Genomic DNA, 18,482 nt, shown 5'->3' with positions numbered 1-18,482 from the left:
ACATAAATTAGGAGAAAATTATTTTAGAATTTAGAATAGAAGTCTTTAAAAAGGGTGATAGATAATCACACTATCTTCATTTGAAAAAATTTGACTAATTTCACAGTTACAGATAATACATTTTAGAGGTCAGTAGATAATTTCATAACTTGAAGGTCAATAAAATTAGTAAAAAGATGAATATTTTTAAAGGGCAAAACCTTCTGGAGTTTGCTGAACAGTTCAAAACGGATTTAAACTGCAAAGAATATTTGGCAGAAATTAAATGGAAAGGTGGTTATGCTTGCCGTAAATGTGGCAATAGCAGTTACCAAATACGCAAAGATTTTTCAAGAACCTGTAATTCATGCAGTGACACCGAGTCCCCTACCTCCAACACGATATTTCATCGTGTTCGTTTCGGAGTCAGAACTGCTTTTTTCATTTGTTTTGAAATGGCGACAAGCACAAAAAGCCTGTCAGCCAGCCAAATGGGAGTTCGCTATGGCATTACAGAGAAGACAGCTCGACTGTTGTTCGAGAAGCCATGAGCTCTAGTGAAAGCAGCCCAATGGATGGCATTGTCAATGTTGACGAGTTTGTTTTGGGAGGCAAAGAACAAGGGAAAATCGGGCGTAGCTATAAAGGCAACAAAAAGAAAGCCATTACTGCTGTTGAGCTTACCAAGGAAGGTAAAGTAAAGCGTATGTATGCAATGAAAATTGAAGATTTCTCAGCAAGGTCTTTACAGTACATGTTTATAAAGCACATAAGCCGTGATGCAAATGTGACCACTGATAAATGGAAAGGGTACAGACCTATTGCCAAAGCTTACAATATCAACCAGATTGAAAGTAATAAAGGATTGAATTTTAAAGCTTTGCACACCATGATCCATCAGATTAAATCGTGGATAAGAACAACTTATTCTTGGGTAAGCGATTTTAACATCAATAGATATTTTAATGAATTCTGTTTCAGGATAAACCGTTCTCAAAATAAAGCAACAATATTCAATAACTTAATAACCAAAATGGTCAAAGCGGATAAAATTCATCAAAAACAAATTATATGCAGCTAACTACTGACCTCTAATACATTTTATAAATTGCGTTGTTTATTAATTTTTTAATTACTGTAAATATCGGTAATATAAAATGCAGGTATTGAAAACCAAAATGCCATAAATGCAGGAGCAGATTTCAAAAATTGACCTGTTCTTGGCCCAGATATAGCTTCTCCAAATATATTCCATTCTGTACCTTCATTGTCTTTTAATACCACTTCAGTTCCTGAATAAACATATTCAAATTGTAATTCAACTGTATTACTCTCTAATTCAAAAGGAAGAATGAAATTTTGGTTTCCTACTAGTATATAATTTTTACCTTTAAATGAATCTTTAATTATATTGTTCGATGTGAAATTTTCAAATCTGTACACCTTTGCATCACTACCATCTACAATGGCAAGTACTCTCTCTTTTGACGGCAACCTTATGTCTTTTGGAACCGGAAACAAAAAGAAATCATTATTTGTATTATAGTCCCCGTAAGGTGATCTGCCATAGGTTCTTGAAAAACCAGTATTGGTACTCAACACCTTAGAATTTGGATATATCGTCTTCCAAGTTTTCCAGTTGGTTTCAAACAATTTTATCAAATTGGCCTTTTGGCTCAACAATGGCCCATTAACACATTCACTTAAAATTTGAGACCAATTGCTATTTGTTTCTCTATCGTAAGGAATTAAATTGGTATTATACAATAATCCTGATACACCAAAGGTGGTTTCCTTCCCTTTTATAACTCTATTCCATCCAATACCAGTACCTGTAAGTGGGCAATAAGTAACAGCAACCGAAACAGTTCCTATATTATCGTTAACAATCTCATGCCAATCCAAAATAACATGAGGATACGCCCTAACGTCATCACCTTGCTTAAACCCGATAACTAAATCGGCATCCAACAAATAATCTGTATTTTGTGCAGTGTTAAACTTTGGGTTTACTAAAGCTGGTATGCCGTCCTTTCCTGGACCTCCGTCTAAAACTTCAGATTTAGGAATACTCCATGTTGCTGATTATGAACCAGTTCCTGTATTCGTATTGTTTCCTTAGGGTTGACTAGATTCTTGGGTGCTTGAAGGACTACATGAGATTAGTAATCCGGCACAAACGAGTGTCATAATTTTCCTTTTCATGGTGTTATATTTAAAATGTTTGTTTTGGTTTCAACTTAACCATAATTCCAATAGTAAATCTAACGGTTGGTGTGAGCTGAGTACCTACTACGTTACTGTATAATGGCAACTCAACTCTTGAAACCATGTTCATTTGAGGAGCTATTTGCACGCTTAGTTCTGGACGAATAAAAACCCATTCCCCTCCTGTATTTGGAATGCCTGTATTATCTATTTTATCTTCAAATGCTTTACGGTACTTAAAAATCAATCCTGAATTGAATAGCGTATTAAACATAAAGAACTGATCTGTGTACCCTAAATTTGTTTGTATTTCATTTCCAAATTCATATGTTGCCGCATTGTTTAAATAAGAGCTATTTACACCAGTATATCTATATGTGGCAGTAGCAGATACCGTTGCCGAAGGTCTGAAATCCAATCCTTTGGATACAGATAACCACCCCAACCCATCCCAAGCACCACTGCCTGGCTGCAAATCTGCAGTAAGTTGAATGCCTTGATCACTACGTATATCGGATTTTCCTAAAGGGACTTTAGTTCCTACTCCAATATTCAAAATGGTTCTTTTACCCAATACATCGGGGACAGTGTATTTAACCAAAAAAACAGCATCGCCAATCCCTGATGTCCCTGTAAAATTTTCATTCCCGAATTGAGTAATAGTTCTAGTTTGATTTACCCAGGAAAAAAGCATCTCAACGGACACCCTATCTGTGAAAGAATATCCAAAATTTAGCAATATAGAATTTGTTATCCGTTTCCGGGAGTTATCGTTTAATTTCTCCGATCCTGCATTTAATGTATTTAGGTTGTTATAGTCATAATTTAAACCCATTACAAATACACCTTTTCCTTCATTTGGCAATCCTAGGTTGTTTGATAATGGTACACCTCCTGAGCAACAGGTTTGAGAAAACGCATTCAGGGTAAATATAAAAAAGAGAAAAAGGAGTGCTTTCATTTAGATTTCTATTAGATTGCCTGATTACGTAATTTTCTAAACAGACGTTACATTCAGAAATCCTGACAGTCAAATATTTTTTTAACATTTGAGTTAAGAATACCAATGATCGTTATCTCTCATGTTAGATTCAAGAATAATTGGCTAAAAAAGAACAGGTTTTCAGAAGTTTATTTGATGAAACAATTAACGGCTCATTCGCTATATTTTAACCTATTTGGTGTTAATAAAATGTACAAAGTAAATTTTTAGCTAAATATGATTTGAAGCAAGATTTTGATAAAATGTTGTATCATATTACAATCACCTACTAGATAATTGCATTTGTATAGTCTAAAATAAGGACGCTCTTTTCTCCTATTTTTTACCAAAATTTTATGAGGGCGTTTTAAAAAATAACCCTTAAGAGGCATTACCTGCTCAGGGATTATTAAAAATAGTGCTGCCGATTGTATTTAAAAATGATTGGCATACCCTCCAATAAATAGAAAAAACATTATTTTTGATAAACAGCTAATGACTTTCCTTTATAATTTACCACATACATTTTATTGCTTACAATTTCAATATCTGTTGGTTGGTTAAACTTACCGTTAAGGGTTTGTAATAATTTACCATAAAGGTTATACACTAAAATTCTATTTCCATCAAAGTCGGCTACAATAACTTGGCTGTCAGTGACTTTTAGTCCTGCGGCTACCTTTACTCCTTCATTCCAACCAATCATTCTAACATATTTTCCACTAAAATCAAATACTTGCACACGATTGTTATAGGCATCAGCGACGTAAATTAAATCATTTTTTATAGCAACATCTGTTGGGTAATATAGTTCGCCATCATTGTGTCCTTCTTTGCCAATAATTGTTACTTTATTGTCTTGTTGTAAAATGATTCGATTATTATAAAAGTCAGCAACAGCAACAGTATTTCCATCAATGCTAACACCAGCAATAGCATCTGGTTTTTCTTTTAATTTATAGGTTGAAACCTTTCCATCTTCAAGAATTTTTAAGCTGTCTGATGTGTATTCGGGAATATAGATTTTATCTTTTTGAATCGCCATATGCATTGGACGTTTAAAACCATCAAACGATTCAATAATTTTTCCGTCAAGGTCAATTTTCACAATACGGTTATTGGTCACATCTGAAAGCCACAAGAAATTTTCCTGTGCTACAATTCCTATAGGATTAACGTTATTTAAATCAATATTTTTTACAAATTTCCACTGCGAATTAATTTCTGTTTTTTTCTCTTGCTCTCCTCTACAAGAGAAAAGAAACAACGTTCCTAAAAAAGCTGCTATTAGTACGAATACAACCTTATTTTTCATCTTGTTTTATTTTAAATGGTGTTTTAGAAAAGGTTATTTCTTTCGGGGTAAATCCAGCGACTTTAACGATTTTTCGTAATTCTTCTTCTGTTGGTTGCTGATCTTTTGGAACACTCATCGTTGCTTCTCCTTCTTCTAAATTTATGAGCACATCTTTGGATCCTGCTTGTTTAAGTTTCTTTTCTAAACCATAGGCACAAAAAGGACAGGAAAGTCCATCAACTTCGATTTTAATATAGGTCTTGTCTGTTTCGCTTTTAGTTTGTGCATTTACATTTGTAGTAGATAATATAAAAGTTGCAAATGTAAGTAGCGTAATTATTCCTGTTTTTAATAAAATTCTCATAATAAAGGTTTTAAAAAATTAATATTCGTGTACCAAAAGTTAGTACATAGTTTGTTTTTTGAGCTTCTGGTACTTCTTCAACTATTGGGATTTGTAAACCAGCTTCAAACAAAGCTGTTTTACTGGTAATCCATTGTATTCCACCCGAAGCCAAAATAGTATTACTATTTACATCAGTAAAAAAATTTCCATTTATTCCAATATTCAAGTTCAATTGATTTGGTGGATATTTTTGCGGCAAAAGCGGATACACAAAAGCAGCATTGTAAATCAAATTATCTGGCAATCCATTTGACGTTATATTATAACCAACCTGACCGTAAATGCCATATTTTAAGGTTACATAACCAGTTACTAAACTTAATTGTGATTGCCAAGAATCACTTCCAATGGATGGCATACTATTTGTTTTTCCTGTGGGAAATACTTGGTCTAATTTTGCGATAATTCTAAATGTCTTGCCTTTTCCATCTTTTTGATAAAGCTGTTGTTTGAGGAACAAAGTAAGGTCGCCAAAGCCAGAAACAGACTCAAAATTGTTTGGATTAATATTTACAAATCTTCCTACAATTCCTATTTGAGTTTTGCTTCCTAAATTATAAGGTATCGCTAGAGGTTGAACGTAAACTGTAGCATTTTCTTTTACTATAAACCTGGCAAAAGTTCTCATTCCTCCGCCATCTAAACCCAGTAAAATTGGTGTTTCTGTAAAAATTGGTGGTCCTTGGGCAAAGACATTTAAGGCAGAAAAAACACTTATTGTTAATATAATCAATCTATTCATTTGTATTATTTTTAATTATGTATCCTTTTGATTTTATCACTTTTTCTATTTCACTGACAGTCGTTTTAGTCGTATCAAATTTTATTTCAGAAGTTCCTTTGATGTGAGAAGTCTTAATTCCTAAAATTCCGTCCAATTTGTTCACGGAATGATTGATATTATCTTCACAACCAGAGCATACCATCCCTTCAACATTCAACTTTACAGATTGAATATGTGTATTGTTTGTTGCAACAATCCCTTTTGTGGCTGTTGGATGAAATATTTGAGAATAGTAAGAGACCAAGGTCATTACGACCACAAAAGTGGCAACTAACCAAACATAAAACTTCGATTTGAAAAAAGATGGTTTTTTGATTTCACAGTGACCACAGGCATTCACCTTCTTTTTTTTATAAACTTGATAAAAAGCAAATCCCAATGACAAAATAGCTATGGCCAATAAATATGGTTTTAAAACCATAAGCCAAGAGAAATAAACAGAACTCCCGCTTACTCCTGCGACACCTGTTAAAAATAACGGACCCCAGCAGCACAGTTTTAAGGAAACTGCTGAACATACAGCAGTTCCCATAGATGTTTTTTTGTTCAATTTTATTATTGGCATAACTTAACAGCTACCTATTCCTGCATTTACCAAATCATCTTTTGTGAATTCGATGTTTGTACAGCAATTCAATAGTTTTCCGTTAACGGCAATGGCAGGAACTCTTTTAACCCCATATTCCTTCATTTTTGAAACACAGATTTTACTTTCACATTGCTCGGACAGATTATGAAGTGTGATTTCACAGTCCTTTCCTGCTGTCTCTTTTACTAATTGAACCAAAGGATCGCATACTGGGCAACCTGCTGTAAAAATCTCGATTTGACGTTTCATCTTATTTTAAGTTTAAATTTATAATAGAACAAAGATGAGAACGGAAGTGAGGGGGCAACCAAACTTTTTAAGCTTTTTTTTCGTTGTATGCTTTCAGTCGGGTCTCTATAGTTTGAATTTCTTTTAGTTTATTGGTTAAATCTGATAATTCTATATTCGGAAATTCGTCTTTCAAATAGGCTATTTTATCTTCATTTCCGCAATTTCCAGGGCAAGAGTCAAAGGCTTTTACGATTCCTATGGCAAGCGCTTTTCTGTACACTTCATCCAATAACAAATAATGGGCTTTTTGTATGCCCTTATCGATTGATTTGAATTGAATGTTTATTTGCTTCGGGTCTTTACCATCATCAAGCATTTTAACTATTCCGTTAATCTGACCGCTTAATGTTTTTAATCTAGTTTTAATATCTAAAACTAAATCTGAAGGAAGTTTATGTGACTCCTTTTTCATAATATCAATTTTAACTTGCACAACAACTTAATTTGGACACATCTTTTCCAAATGTAATTGCAGCCAGTTTAACAGCTTCTCCCAAAGTTAAATAGGGGTAAAAACTTTCAGCTAAATCTTTTACAGTGATACCAAATTTAATTGCCATACTTAATTGTTGAATGAGTTCGCCTCCTTCTGGGGCAATCACTCTTGCTCCTATTAATTTATCTGTTTCCGTATTGCGGATTAACTTTATAAACCCTCTGGTATCTTGTGCTGCCAGTGCTCTTGGAACGTGAATTAAATCCAACTTACTCACTTCAAAAGGGATGCCTGCTTTTTCTGCTTCTACTTCATCCATACCTGCTCCTGCAATTTGTGGATCTGTAAATACTACCCAAGGTAACGATGTATAATCTACACTATTTTTTGATAATGAAAAGGCGTTATTTACTGCTGTACTTCCTTCTTTTGCTGCTGTATAAACAAAAGGTGGTGTGTTTGTTACGTCACCTGCTGCATAAATATTGGAAATATTAGTTTCCATTTTTTCGTTAACTAAAATATGTCCTTTTTCGGTCAGGTTTAAGTCAATATTTTCGAGACCTAATTTAGATGTATTTGGTTTTGTTCCTGTAGCTACGACAATATGGCCTTCTTCAATTATTTGAGTGGTAGAGCCATCAGGACATTTGCAATGAATAATAGTGTTGTCGCCATCTTTTTCAAATTTAATGGCTCTAAAATTTGGAAGGATTTCAATCCCTTCACTTTTCATTTGTGTTTCTAAAACATCTGTAATATCGTTGGTTTGACTACGTAATGGTCTATCTGTAAATTCTATGATACGAACCTTTACTCCCAAACGGTTATATGCCATTGCAATTTCCAAACCGATATAGCCAGCTCCCATTATGGTTAAGCTTTTTGGTTTTTCTTCTAAATCGAATAAAGATACATTCGTTAAGTAGCCTACTTTATTTAGTCCTTCAATGTTTGGAATGTTTGTTGTTGCTCCTGTTGCTATAATGATGTTAGTTGCGGTGTATGTATCTTTTCCATCTACAAGAATTGTTTTATTATCTACAAATTCTGCCCAACCTTTAAGCATTGTTAAGTTTTTGAAATCACTTACCACATCCATATATTTATGTTGTTGTAATGTGGATACTAATGCTTTTTTGTCTTTTATAATTTGAGTAAAATCAATTTCAACACCTTTGGGTTTAATTCCTTTAAAATTAGAATGTGTTGCGTGATACACTGTTTCGGCAGCTCTAATCAAATTTTTAGAAGGTACACAGCCAACATTGACACAGGTCCCTCCAAAATCTAATCCATCATTTACCATTAATGTTGTTAAGCCAATGCTTTCGGCTTTTATGGCTGCTGAAAATGCTGCTGAACCACCACCAATAACAATTAAATCGAATTTATTCTTTCCATCATAATCTTTGGCATTTGTAATACAGCAATCTTCCTTTTCAATATCTTCAATAACTGAATAATTACCCACATTGTTTACTGCATTAATAACATCTTGATTGCTTATCTTATTCGTGTCATATACAAATTTCCCTTCTCCTGTTTCGTGATTTACAGTGCTACTTACAATTCCGTCTTTAACATTTAAATCTTTTTCAATATGTGATGAACACCCAGAACAAGTCATTCCGTTGATGTTTAAATTTATTATTTTATTACTCATCTTTTTCTTTATAAATTACTTTATATCCTGTTGAGTTTATTGCTTTTTCTATATCCTCTTTAGTCGTTTTTGTATTATCAAACTCCACTTCTGCGTTTGCCTTTTCATAGGAAGCATTGATATTTACAATACCTTCTAACTCATTAACTGCGTGTTTAACGTGTTCTTCACAAGATGCACAAGTCATCCCTTTAACATCAAAATTTAATGTTTGAATATTGGATTGATTGACTATAACCACTTCTTTCTTATTATCAGGATAAAAAATATGAGCATAATAAGGAAAAGCAATTGAAACCGTTGCAAACAATGTAATACCAACTAAAAACCCCTTGGTTTGAAACCATTTTGGTTTGGCATCCACTTCACAACCACAATCATCGGCATTTTTTGGTTTTAAATAATTATACCAGGCATAGCCAATTGCGACTATAGCTAAACCAATTAAATAGGGTCTAAATGGTTCCATCCAAGATAGTGCAGACGCACTTCCTCCAACGCCAGCAATTAATGCTATAACAGGTGGTATGCAACAAGATGATGCTGCTAAAGCAGCAAATAAACCTGTGTATGCTGCATTTTTTGATGTTTTTTCTGTTTTCATTTTTTTTAATTTATGCTATTTTTATTTTAGGTTTTATAGACTTAAAGATGCTGTTTAAAATATCTGTTTTGTCTTCGTTTAAAGAATAATAAAGTGTTTGTCCTTCTCGTCTTGCTGTAATAATGCCAGCATCTTTAATTTTACGTATATGCTGTGAAATTGCAGGAACACTCATTTTAAGAATATCAGCTAAATCACAAGGGCAGAGTTCATTTTCCATATTTAATAAGAACAGGATTTTTAAGCGTACCTCATTGCCTGCAATGGATAAAAGTTTAGATGTTTTTTCCAAACTAACGTCCATACTATTTAATGTGGACATACAGTTTAACAGTTGCTTATGGTTGGCTTCCGCTCGTGTACAGGTTATTTCTAATTTCATGTGTCTATATTATTGTTTTTAGTGGTTACATGTAGCTTCCATATAATCATCACTTTGAGTATCAAAAACTCGTAATGGAAGTTTCATATTATTTTGTTTTGTCGGACAAATATATAATTAATTACGTATTTAAGCAAATACTTAAATATTTTAACCAATAATTAACTTTTAATGAACTTTAGTGGCGAACTATTTTTTAGAATTTTATTAGTAATAATCTGTTCAAGGGATTCTTCCAATTCCATTTATAATTGTATCAATTTTTGATCCTTAGTCAGTCTGTTTATGTCTTTGGTTTTGGTTTCTACTTTGTAACCTAATGCAGACCTTATACGGCTATTAAAAATGGTGTGTTTTTGAGAAATCATCATTTCCATCTTTCATCCTGTTTTAGCACTCTTGTTTCCATCTCATATGGTTCAGTAAGATCAAAATCAAGCGGTATTTGTTCTCATCAATTTATATAAATCTTGTTTGAATAAGCATTAACAGTATAAATTTAACCCCATTCACCTATCAATTTTTTAATATCTTTGTAGAATGAAATTACAAAACATTTTAGTGCTTAACTCAATATTATTACTGTTCATTGTGGGGTGTTCCAATAATTCACCAGAAAAGAATAATATTGCTGAAAAGAGTATTCAACAATCAGAAAAATTTAATGCCTATTGGTACAACAATGAAGCTGAAATTACAAGTTATAAATTAGAGCAAGCACGGTATGGTGAAATCCATCCTGGAAAAGCTACATTGATATTTGTAACGGAGCCTTTTTCCCGACAAAAACAGGTGAAAGCAGATAATCCTATAAAAGAGGACTATTCCGTATTAAAATTAAATTTTACTAAAAATTTTATTACCGGTATTTATCCTTATTCCATGATGACATCGAGTTTTACTCCAGTAAATTACCCTGACGCTCATGCATCAAAAACAACTACAAGTTCACAAGAATGGTGTGGTCATACTTATACGCAAATCAATAATAAAAACAAAAAATATACTATTTCTGTTTTCTCTTATTTTGAAGATGAAGGCGATCAGAAATTTGAGCTAAAAGAAGCTTGGTTAGAAGATGAAATATGGTCTAAAATTAGACTAAATCCCGATTTGCTTCCTACTGGAAAAATACGAATGATTCCTTCTTCATTTTATGTGAGACTAATGCATAAGGAACTTAAGGCTTATCAAGCCGAAATTACCAAAACAAAAATTGAAGATGACCTTATTGCTTACAAAATTTCTTATAAAGAGTTGGACAGAGAATTAACCATCAATTATAAAAACTCATTTCCTTATCCAATAGAAAGTTGGGAGGAAACTTATATAAGTGGTTGGGGTGATAAAGCTCAAAAATTAACTACTAAAGCAACTAAGCTTAAAAGAATAAAATTGGATTATTGGACAAAAAATAAAGTAGAAAACAGCGAATTAAGAAAACAGTTAGAGTTAAATTAGTTTTAGCTTATAAAAAATTAAAACAGAGGATGTTTTAGGAGCTGTTTCTAAAGAAAAATATCTGAAAGCCATAAAGACGTAGCAGAATCATATCGGCTCACTTTTAATAAGTATTTATAGTTCATTCCCAATTTCATCTATTTTAAAATTATGTTAAATGTTTTTTTATTACTAACCGATTGTTTAGTTTTGTCTTGCAATTAAAACCAATGGCAAGAAAAAAAGAATATAAAGAAGAAGAGGTTATCGAAAAAGCAATGCGCGTATTTTGGCGTAATGGTTATGAAAACACCTCAATGCACATGCTTGAAAATGAAATGGGCATCAATAAGTTTTCTATATATTCTAGTTTTGGAAACAAACACGGAGTTTTCCTTGAAAGCCTAAAATGTTACAAAGTTAAAACAAACGCTATGTTTGAGAAATTTAAAAACGCTTCAAGTGGTGTTGATGATATCAAACAGTTTTTTTATGATTCAGTAAATATTTGTCTTCAAGAAGGTAATGAAAAAGGTTGTTTATTGACTAATACGTATAATGAATTTTCAGTAAGTGACGACTCATTAGTAAAAGAGCAGATGACTGCTTTTATGGATAATGTAAAAAAAATATTTATTGAAAAATTAAAAATGGATACCTCAAAAGATGAAGATACCATTTTAAAACAGGCTAACTATTTGGTATTGGCAAAGCATGGTTTGGTGGCTGCTACCAGAGTGAATACGCCAAAAGAAATTGAAGATTATATAGAAATGACATTTAAAAATATTTAAAAATATTTTTTTAATCTATATCTAAACGATTGTTTAGATATATTATATTTATAATAAATTTAAAATTGAAATTATGACAACATTAAAAGTTCACAACATCGAAACTGCTCCAGAAGGTAGCAAAGCATTATTAGAACAATCTAAAAAAGCATTCGGTATGATTCCTGGTTTACATGGTGTATTGGCAGGTGCACCTGGAGCTCTTGAAGCCTACAAGACATTACACGAGTTATTTGTTAACTCTTCATTTAACGAGGAAGAATTAACCGTAGTATGGCAATCAATAAATGTAGAACATGCCTGTCATTACTGTGTTCCGGCCCATACAGGTATTGCAAAAATGATGAAAGTAAATGACAACATTACTGAAGCATTACGTAACGAAACACCACTTGAAAATCCGAAATTAGAAGCGTTACGCACTATGACGTTAACCATTGTCCGTAATCGTGGGCATGTAACACAGGAAGATTTAAACACCTTCTATGCTGCGGGTTATGGTGAAAGACAAGTATTGGAAATCCTTTTGGGGTTATCTCAAAAAACAATTAGCAATTATGTGAACCATATTGCTAATACACCTGTTGATGCAGCATTTAAAAAGTTTGCTTGGACTAAAGAAAATGTGGTATCATAAAACCACAGATTGATTGATAGCTTTAAACCTTCCGTTTAAATACGGAAGGTTTATTAAAATATAAAAAATTAAATAAAATGAGGAATTCTTTTAATTTCTACCATGGCCGGTTTAATGCCATGATAATTAAAAAGGGGATTACAAATATTATAAAAAACTAAAAATTAAAACATGATCAAATTAACAGTAATGTATCCAAATACTCCCGATGTAAAATTCGATAAGAAATATTATACGAATCAACACAGTCAATTACTTACAAAATTATTAGGGAACGCTATCGTTTCTTCTGATATCAATTTCGGAATATCTGGTGCAACACCAGAAGTACCAGCACCTTATGTAGTAATTTCCAACCTAACGTTTGAAACTTTAGAATTATTTCAGCAATCTTTTGGAGCCCATGCAGAACAAATATTAGCAGACCTTAAAAATTTTACCAACGTGCAGCCACAAGTACAAATTAATGAAGTTTTTTAAATCACTTTTATTCTAAACAAATTATTGAAAAATATAGAATGAGTGATAAAAATAAGAAGCTTACAATGGTATTGCTTGCAGCGGCTGCTTTCCTTGCAAATGGTGACAATCTCGCAGCTGCAACATTAATTAGTGATATAGCAAAAGATTTAGGGTTAACTGTAAGTACTGCTGCCATTTCTGTTACATCATATATGATGGCATTTGGGATATTTACATTATTATTTGGTCCACTAGCCGACCGTTATGGAAAAGTTAGGGTAATAAATATAGCAATTGTTGGGACATCAATATTCAGTATGCTCGGAGCATTGTCTTACGACCTCCCATCCTTAGTGTTTTTTAGAGCTATGAATGGTTTATTTGGAGCGGGTATTATTCCTGTTGCGATTGCACTTGTTGGAGAAATACACGATAACGAAAACAGACAAAAGGCTATTGGAAAAGTACTTGGAGTAGCCTTTTTAGGAGGCGCAACGGCTACTGCTATAGGAGGCACAATAGCATATTTTGGGTCGTGGAGAATGGTATACTTAATTTATGGTGTAGCCGAGTTTATATTGGCAATAGTGATGCTAAAAACCTTGGTAAAAGATAAACCCGTAACCAATGAATTAAAGACTTTTTCTTCTTATAAAATCGCACTTTCAAATGGTCGGTTCTTGACTAAGATTAGTCTTATATTTTTTATGGGATTTGCTATACTTGGATGTTTTACGTACACAGGAATAACCACAATGGAAAGAACTGGTTATAATGTATTTATTGTTGGCTTACTATTATCGCTTTACGGCGTTGGAACTGTATATGGAGGACGAGTAGCACCACAATTAAAAAAACGATTAAAAAATGGGTTTTTAGTTGCTACTGGATTTATAGGATTTACAGCTTTGAGTTTACTAGCATATTCAAGCAATATCATTATTTTGGGAATTGGACTATTCGGATTGGGTATGACTTTTATATTTTTTCAATCAACAATTCTTGCTGCAGTCCAGGAAGAATTGGCAGAAATGAAAGGAACAGTGATGTCATTAGCATCATTTAATTTGTTTTTAGGTGCAGCATTAGGTACACAAATTAATGGGCAACTTATAGAAAAATACAGTGCTTCTATTATATATTCATCTGCTTCTTTAATTGTAATGGTGGTAGCTATAGTAGCCGCAATTGTTATTGCTAATTACGAAACTAGAAAACGACAGGCTCACGTCTAAATCGTTTTTAAAATTTTAATAAATACTGATATTATTGATAGCTTTAAACCTTCTACAAAAATTTGGGAAGGTTTATTTAAAAATTATTAAAAAATGAAAGAGAAATTAAAAATAGATATCGTTTCTGATGTGGTATGCCCTTGGTGTACCATCGGTTACAAACGATTGGAAAAAGCCATTTCAGAACTAGGCATTGAAGATCAAGTAGAAATTGAGTGGCAACCTTTTGAGTTGAATCCAAACATGTCTTCTGAAGGACAAAATGTACAAGAGCATCTAGCAGAAAAATATGGTTCGAGCATAGAACAGCAAAAAGAATCACAACAGTTCATGATAGAAACCGGTGCTGAACTAGGTTTTACATTCGACTATTTTGACGATATGCGTATGGGAAACACCTTTGACGCACACGTATTACTGGAATATGCTAAAGATTTTGGAAAGCAAACCGAATTAAATATGCGTTTAACAACAGCCTTTTTTGGTGAACGAAAAGATGTATCAAATAGAGCTATTTTAAAACAAGCTTTACTGGATGTGGGTTTAAATGCCGAAGAAGCTTTAGCAAAACTAGATGATGAAGACGCACGTTACGAGGTAAAAAGCAAAGAAAGTTATTGGCAAAGTTTAGGGGTAAGATCTGTTCCAACTATAGTTTTTAACAAAAAAAGTGCCGTTACAGGCGCACAACCTGTTGATGTATTTAAACGAGTTTTAACTGAAGCAATTAAAAATAATAAATAAAATGAAAAACATCAAAGATCAAATTATCAATAGTATTACAATACTTGTAATGACTTTTTTTGCAATACCTAAATTATTGGGAAAACCACAAAGTATTGCTGGTTTTAAGCAATTTGAAAATGTCATTCATTTAGATGCTGATTTTTTTCGAATGTTTACGGGTTTTTCAGAATTAGGGCTAGCCATTCTTGTGCTAGTTTTTGCAATCAATAAGAACAAAATAATTGGAAAAATAGCCTTTTCTTTTTTATTAATTACTATGATAACAGCGTTAACATTGGAATTTTTTGTGAGACCAAAACCTATAATAACATTAGTAGTTATAGCTGTAATACTAGCAACGTTAGCTATTTATAGATTAAGAACCATTAAGCAAGCTTTTAACTAAACAATATAATGAAAAACAACAGAAGAAACTTTATAAAAAATATAGGAATTATGGGAACAGCAGGAATACTATTACCAAATGATATTTTGGGAAGTACACAAGAAAACAAAAATATGAACATCCAAAAAATAAGACCTAAAGTTTTATTCTTTGATGTAAACGAAACGCTACTTGACCTCGCTCAAATGAAAAAACAAGTGGGTGAGGCATTGGGAGGAAGAGAAGACTTAATGTCATTATGGTTTACCACGATGTTACAATACTCTTTAGTCACTTCAGCAAGTGGACAATACGAGCATTTTGGCAATATAGGTGCAGCTACACTACAAATGGTAGCAGCCAATAATGGTATTTCCATTTCGGAATCAGAAGCGCGAAAAACCATTGTTCAATCTTTAAGAGGTTTGCCGGCACATCCAGAAGTTAAAAATGCATTGTCTGAATTGAAAAATGATGGTTACAAATTGGTATCGTTTACAAACTCCTCCAATGAAGGCGTAAAAAAACAGTTTGAAAGTGCTGGCTTGACAACGTATTTTGATGAACGATTGAGCATAGAAGATGTTGGAAAATTCAAACCATTTAGAGACACCTATGATTGGGGAGCTCGAAAAATGGGTGTAACGCCTGAAGAATGCATGCTTATTGCAGCTCACGGATGGGATGTTGCAGGTGCTCTTTGGGCAGGTTGGCGTGCTGCGTTTATCAACAGACCCGGGCAACAATTATTTCCATTGGCACCAAAAACCGAAATTGTAGCATCTGATTTACAAAAGGTAACAGATATTTTAGTTAGGTATTCTTAAGTGCTATTATTCATTAAAAAAAAATGTAACTTGATCCTGTTCTCGAATTTCAAATCCAATATTCTCGACAATCAACGTCCCGCATTGTGGGTTTAATTGACAACCAATAATTTATTATCTTTTCATTCACAAATCAGAACTACGTTTAACCATTAGCAGATTGTCATTCCGATAACGATAACATGAAAATAACAGGAAATACAGACGAATTTATTGAGATGACAGAACTCAGTTATGATTCTCGCTCAATTTTTAAAAACCCAGAACCAAGTAGCTTAACCATACTTTGGTTTCGAGCAGATCATAATGAATTCATTATTGACGGTCAAACGTATGCCTTTTCTAAAAATCAAATTATTTTTTTAACTGAATTTCATAAGGTTACCGTTAATAAAAAGGGAGAAACAAACTATTTGAGATTTAATAGACCTTTTTATTGTATTATCGACCACGATACAGAAGTAAGCTGTAAGGGAGTCTTATTTTTTGGTTCATCTCAATTACCTATCATTCAAATTCCAGATGAAGAAATAGAGCATTTTGAAACCCTTTGGAAAATGTTTACTATAGAAATGAAATCAAAAGACAACCTCCAAATAAGTATGTTGCAAATGATGTTAAAAAGATATTTGATTCTTTGTACCCGACTATATAAACTTCAAAAACAATTCCCCAATGAAAAAAATGAAACGGATGTGATCAGGGAATTTAATTTCTTGGTGGAACAACATTTTAAAACAAAACACACTGTTGCTGAATATGCCGATTTACTTCATAAATCACCAAAAACGATATCTAACATTTTTTCAAAAATAAGTCCTAAATCGCCCTTAAAATATATTCAAGAGCGAATTATGTTGGAAGCAAAACGTTTGCTGTACTATTCGGATAAGCCAATAAAAGAAATTGCTTATGAAATTGGCTATGAAGATATCCAATCGTTCAGTAGGTTTTTTAAGAATCAAGAAGGTAGCTCTCCTTCAAAATATCGCGAAAAAACCCATTCGGGATAAATTGCCAACTAACAAGGAAAACCTACCTAACAAAGTACTCTATTCTGTTCGCATCTTTGCACTATCAATAATGATAAACAATAATAAAAACAGAATATTATGACAACTTTTAAAGTACCAACAAGAGAAGATGTTTCTTCAAATAATCAAGCAATTTTTGACAACCTAAAAAAAGCAGTAGGTTTTGTGCCTAATATTTATGCAACTGTTGCATATTCAGAAACCGCTTTAGGCAATTACTTACCATTCGAAAGTGCAAAATCTTCACTTTCTAATAAAGAAAAAGAAGTGATTAATTTAATTACCAGTCAAGTAAATGGCTGTAGATATTGTCAATCGGCTCACACTGCCATTGGAAAATTAAACGGTTTTACAGACGAACAGGTTTTAGAATTAAGACAAGGATTTTACTCTTCGGATAAAAAATACGACGCACTCGTTAAAACTGCGAAACAAATTACTTTAAACAATGGAAAAGTTGACGACGCAACTTTGGAAACCTTTTTTAATACAGGCTATACAAAAGGAAGTTTGGTAGATATTATCTTAGCTGTTAACGCCGTTAGTGTCACTAATTACATACACAATTTAACTCAAGTTGAAATTGATTTCCCAATCGTTCCTGAGCTTGAAACCGCAACCGTATAAGTATAAACGTTAGGTAGGGAAAATTGCCAACTCATAGGCAATCCCTACCTGACAAATACTTTTAAAATCGTCGCATCTTAGCAGTTTCAATAATGATAAACACTAACTAAAACAATCAAAGATAAAAAAACCACCCAATTGGTAACAAGTGTAAATACCAGACGATAAATATTTAAGCCTAGGCCTCTTATATTTTCTGTGTTTTAAGTGTTTTGTAAACTTCATCAAAAATTTTAGGTCTGTCAGCAAGGACAATCAGTATGTCTTGTTCTTCAATTTTTGTTAATCCGTTTGGAATTATATAGCTGTCATCTCTTTTAATCATTGCTATTATCGCATTTTTCGGAAAGCCTAATTCCACGATTTTCTTATCTACTGCAAAGCAGTCTGAAGTTATTAAGAGTTCTTTCATTTCAGCTTTGGGATTTTCTGCCAATAGCAAATCAGTAGTGGTCAATCTCTTTTGTTTTTCCGGTAATCCTACATGTAACCATTTAGCTACGACGGAAGGGTAGTCCCTTGAATTAATATGGAAGTAACTGAAATGAAAAACACAATATTAAAAATCATGTGAGCTTTGTCAATTCCCGCCAAAAGCGGATAAGTGGCAAACACAATAGGGACTGCACCCCGCAACCCAACCCACGAAATATAAAATCTTTTTCTCAGTTTCATTTTGAAAAACATAAGG

At 32.9% G+C, this 18,482-nt stretch carries 21 protein-coding genes and 2 pseudogenes; 11 read left to right on the top strand and 12 right to left on the bottom strand.

From position 1 onward, the window contains the following. Positions 1 to 176 precede the first annotated feature (176 nt). Positions 177 to 1,060, top strand: a pseudogene (locus EV196_RS19035) (IS1595 family transposase). 47 nt (positions 1,061 to 1,107) lie between these two features. On the opposite strand, the gene EV196_RS19030 reads toward EV196_RS19035, so the two are convergent. The 11 genes from EV196_RS19030 to EV196_RS18980 form a co-directional block, all read right to left on the bottom strand. Then, positions 1,108 to 2,004, bottom strand: a complete 897-nt coding sequence (locus EV196_RS19030) for a DUF3179 domain-containing protein (protein WP_262711352.1) — start codon at positions 2,002 to 2,004, stop codon at positions 1,108 to 1,110. A 190-nt stretch (positions 2,005 to 2,194) separates the two neighbouring features. Next, positions 2,195 to 3,148: a hypothetical protein gene (locus tag EV196_RS19025; protein ID WP_132219373.1), complete on the bottom strand. Its 954-nt coding sequence runs from the start codon at positions 3,146 to 3,148 to the stop codon at positions 2,195 to 2,197. Between the two features lie 496 nt (positions 3,149 to 3,644). Continuing rightward, positions 3,645 to 4,484 (bottom strand): NHL repeat-containing protein, encoded by an 840-nt coding sequence (locus EV196_RS19020; RefSeq protein ID WP_132219372.1) that lies wholly within the window; start codon positions 4,482 to 4,484, stop codon positions 3,645 to 3,647. After that, positions 4,474 to 4,830: a heavy-metal-associated domain-containing protein gene (locus tag EV196_RS19015; RefSeq protein ID WP_132219371.1), complete on the bottom strand. Its 357-nt coding sequence runs from the start codon at positions 4,828 to 4,830 to the stop codon at positions 4,474 to 4,476. Before EV196_RS19015 ends, EV196_RS19020 begins: the two co-directional genes overlap by 11 nt. Before the next feature lie 10 nt (positions 4,831 to 4,840). After that, positions 4,841 to 5,614, bottom strand: coding sequence for a transporter (locus EV196_RS19010; RefSeq protein ID WP_132219370.1), 774 nt, complete (start codon positions 5,612 to 5,614; stop codon positions 4,841 to 4,843). Beyond that, entirely contained in the window at positions 5,607 to 6,221 is a 615-nt protein-coding gene (locus EV196_RS19005) for a mercuric transporter MerT family protein (RefSeq protein ID WP_132219369.1), read from the bottom strand. The genes EV196_RS19010 and EV196_RS19005 overlap by 8 nt, the downstream gene beginning before the upstream one ends. A 3-nt stretch (positions 6,222 to 6,224) precedes the next feature. Further along, on the bottom strand, positions 6,225 to 6,494 hold the full coding sequence (locus EV196_RS19000) for a thioredoxin family protein (protein WP_132219368.1): 270 nt from the start codon (positions 6,492 to 6,494) through the stop codon (positions 6,225 to 6,227). A gap of 67 nt (positions 6,495 to 6,561) precedes the next feature. Then, on the bottom strand, positions 6,562 to 6,948 hold the full coding sequence (locus EV196_RS18995; protein WP_132219367.1) for a metal-sensing transcriptional repressor: 387 nt from the start codon (positions 6,946 to 6,948) through the stop codon (positions 6,562 to 6,564). Positions 6,949 to 6,958: 10 nt separating this feature from the next. After that, positions 6,959 to 8,638: a mercury(II) reductase gene (gene merA / locus EV196_RS18990; RefSeq protein WP_132219366.1), complete on the bottom strand. Its 1,680-nt coding sequence runs from the start codon at positions 8,636 to 8,638 to the stop codon at positions 6,959 to 6,961. Beyond that, on the bottom strand, positions 8,631 to 9,242 hold the full coding sequence (gene merTP, locus EV196_RS18985) for a mercuric transport protein MerTP (RefSeq protein WP_132219365.1): 612 nt from the start codon (positions 9,240 to 9,242) through the stop codon (positions 8,631 to 8,633). Before merTP ends, merA begins: the two co-directional genes overlap by 8 nt. A 10-nt stretch (positions 9,243 to 9,252) precedes the next feature. Next, positions 9,253 to 9,624 carry an ArsR/SmtB family transcription factor gene (locus EV196_RS18980; protein WP_132219364.1) on the bottom strand — a complete coding sequence of 124 codons (372 nt, stop codon included), beginning with the start codon at positions 9,622 to 9,624 and terminating at the stop codon, positions 9,253 to 9,255. 540 nt (positions 9,625 to 10,164) lie between these two features. Here EV196_RS18980 and EV196_RS18975 point away from each other — a divergent pair. From EV196_RS18975 to EV196_RS18930, 10 genes are all read left to right on the top strand, one after another. Beyond that, complete coding sequence (locus tag EV196_RS18975; RefSeq protein ID WP_132219363.1) at positions 10,165 to 11,085, top strand: septum formation inhibitor Maf; 921 nt, start codon at positions 10,165 to 10,167, stop codon at positions 11,083 to 11,085. A gap of 209 nt (positions 11,086 to 11,294) precedes the next feature. Then, positions 11,295 to 11,858 carry a TetR/AcrR family transcriptional regulator gene (locus tag EV196_RS18970; RefSeq protein WP_132219362.1) on the top strand — a complete coding sequence of 188 codons (564 nt, stop codon included), beginning with the start codon at positions 11,295 to 11,297 and terminating at the stop codon, positions 11,856 to 11,858. A 73-nt stretch (positions 11,859 to 11,931) separates the two neighbouring features. Continuing rightward, the gene (locus EV196_RS18965) at positions 11,932 to 12,495 is read left to right on the top strand and encodes a carboxymuconolactone decarboxylase family protein (protein WP_132219361.1); all 564 of its coding nucleotides are present in this window, start codon (positions 11,932 to 11,934) and stop codon (positions 12,493 to 12,495) included. 171 nt (positions 12,496 to 12,666) lie between these two features. Then, positions 12,667 to 12,975 carry an EthD family reductase gene (locus EV196_RS18960; RefSeq protein WP_132219360.1) on the top strand — a complete coding sequence of 103 codons (309 nt, stop codon included), beginning with the start codon at positions 12,667 to 12,669 and terminating at the stop codon, positions 12,973 to 12,975. Positions 12,976 to 13,013: 38 nt separating this feature from the next. Continuing rightward, a complete protein-coding gene (locus tag EV196_RS18955) occupies positions 13,014 to 14,192 on the top strand; it encodes an MFS transporter (protein ID WP_132219359.1) in 1,179 nt (392 codons plus the stop codon). Positions 14,193 to 14,285: 93 nt separating this feature from the next. Then, positions 14,286 to 14,936, top strand: a complete 651-nt coding sequence (locus tag EV196_RS18950) for a DsbA family oxidoreductase (protein ID WP_132219358.1) — start codon at positions 14,286 to 14,288, stop codon at positions 14,934 to 14,936. A gap of 1 nt (position 14,937) precedes the next feature. Then, a complete protein-coding gene (locus EV196_RS18945) occupies positions 14,938 to 15,324 on the top strand; it encodes a hypothetical protein (protein ID WP_132219357.1) in 387 nt (128 codons plus the stop codon). An 8-nt stretch (positions 15,325 to 15,332) separates the two neighbouring features. Next, positions 15,333 to 16,130: a haloacid dehalogenase type II gene (locus EV196_RS18940; protein WP_132219356.1), complete on the top strand. Its 798-nt coding sequence runs from the start codon at positions 15,333 to 15,335 to the stop codon at positions 16,128 to 16,130. 182 nt (positions 16,131 to 16,312) lie between these two features. Further along, complete coding sequence (locus tag EV196_RS18935) at positions 16,313 to 17,143, top strand: helix-turn-helix domain-containing protein (protein WP_132219355.1); 831 nt, start codon at positions 16,313 to 16,315, stop codon at positions 17,141 to 17,143. Positions 17,144 to 17,242: 99 nt separating this feature from the next. Then, the gene (locus EV196_RS18930; protein WP_132219354.1) at positions 17,243 to 17,791 is read left to right on the top strand and encodes a carboxymuconolactone decarboxylase family protein; all 549 of its coding nucleotides are present in this window, start codon (positions 17,243 to 17,245) and stop codon (positions 17,789 to 17,791) included. Between the two features lie 187 nt (positions 17,792 to 17,978). Here EV196_RS18930 and EV196_RS18925 read toward each other — a convergent pair. Further along, positions 17,979 to 18,481 (bottom strand): annotated as a pseudogene (locus tag EV196_RS18925) (TrkA C-terminal domain-containing protein); the annotation flags it as partial. Position 18,482 lies beyond the last annotated feature (1 nt).

The sequence above is a fragment of the Mariniflexile fucanivorans genome, from assembly GCF_004341235.1.
Classification (GTDB): Bacteria; Bacteroidota; Bacteroidia; order Flavobacteriales; family Flavobacteriaceae; genus Mariniflexile; species Mariniflexile fucanivorans.
This window is presented reverse-complemented; position numbering and strand designations above follow the sequence as displayed.